Source organism: Streptomyces sp. NPDC002130 (genome assembly GCF_040296465.1).
GTDB lineage: Bacteria > Actinomycetota > Actinomycetes > Streptomycetales > Streptomycetaceae > Streptomyces.
Genome location: NZ_JBEOXI010001088.1, coordinates 1 through 1,162, shown reverse-complemented (window position 1 = coordinate 1,162; position 1,162 = coordinate 1). Strand labels below are relative to the sequence as shown.

Genomic DNA, 1,162 nt, shown 5'->3' with positions numbered 1-1,162 from the left:
GCCCAGTTTCGTCGATCCGAGCAACGTCGCCGGTGTGCAACCACCCATTCGCGAGCGCTGCAGCGGTTTGTTCAGGTTTGTTCCAATAGCCGTCCATCACGAGCGGACCTCGCACACAAAGCTCGCCGGGTACGCCCGTCGCGGTCTCGTTTCCCTGCTCGTCGAACAACACCACTTCGACACCTGGCATCGCGCGCCCACAACTCCCCAGAACTGCGGGATCGTCCGTGTGCTCACGTGTATCGAGCACCGTCAACGCATTCGGGGCTTCGGCCTGACCGTAGTGCTGGCTGAGGATCGGCCCGAACACCGCCCCTGCCTGCGCGAGCCTGGTGGGGTCGATGGGTGCAGCACCGTAAAGCATCCAGTTCAGCCCGGACAGATTCGCATCCGACAGACGTGGATGGTCGAGCAAGGCGTAGAGCATCGTAGGAACGACGAATGTAGCTGTGACTCCGTCATTTTCGATTGAATCGACAACCCTGTCCGGGTCGAACGACCGGTGCAACTCGAAGCTTGCACCTCGCAGCAGACCGGGTGCGACGAGCAGACCGGCAGCATGAGACATCGGCGTAGTGAGCAGCATGGTGGTATCAGCCGGCCACTCCCACGTGGTGCAGGCCCAGGCATTGGCGACCAAGGATCGATCCCTGAGCATGACGCCCTTCGGCTCACCGGTAGTTCCACCGGTGTAGAAGAGATACAAAGCTCGACCCTGACCGCCGAAGCCTGAACCTGTTCCCGCCGTAACTAATTCACACGCCGATTCGAGGGCTGACAGTGACATCACTCGAGTCTGCGCCGCTTCGGCGCGCGCCTGGAACTGTCCGTCGGCAACCAACAGGAGATCGGTAGTACGTTGCCAACGAGGGCAAGTTGATCGCCTTCGTTCCGCGAGCCGATGCCGACCGAATTCTGGAAGCGATGCGCGGCAATTCACTGAGTGTGGGAGCCGCCGTGATCGGGGAGTGCGTGGCCGAACATCGCGGAATGGTGGTGGCGCGCACGGCATTGGGAGGCAATCGGGTAGTGGATTTGCCTGCAGGTGAACAACTTCCGCGGATCTGCTGATGACTGCCGTCGGTATCAACGGGCCGGCGTTGTTTGCTCGTTACGCATATCCGCCGAACGAGTTGGGTTACTGCGGACCCGACGATCCTTC

General features: G+C 61.2%; 2 protein-coding genes and 1 pseudogene. 2 read left to right on the top strand and 1 reads right to left on the bottom strand.

The window, feature by feature from the left end; genetic code table 11:
• Positions 1-841, bottom strand: an 841-nt coding sequence (locus tag ABT116_RS48645; protein WP_351647971.1) for an AMP-binding protein, incomplete at its 3' end; no start/stop codon positions are given.
• A 14-nt stretch (positions 842-855) separates the two neighbouring features.
• Here ABT116_RS48645 and ABT116_RS48640 point away from each other — a divergent pair.
• A pseudogene (locus ABT116_RS48640) lies at positions 856-1,071 on the top strand (hydrogenase expression/formation protein HypE); the annotation flags it as partial.
• On the top strand, positions 1,071-1,162 hold a 92-nt coding region (locus ABT116_RS48635; protein WP_351647973.1), incomplete at its 3' end, for a DUF6390 family protein. The pseudogene ABT116_RS48640 and the gene ABT116_RS48635, both read left to right, overlap by 1 nt.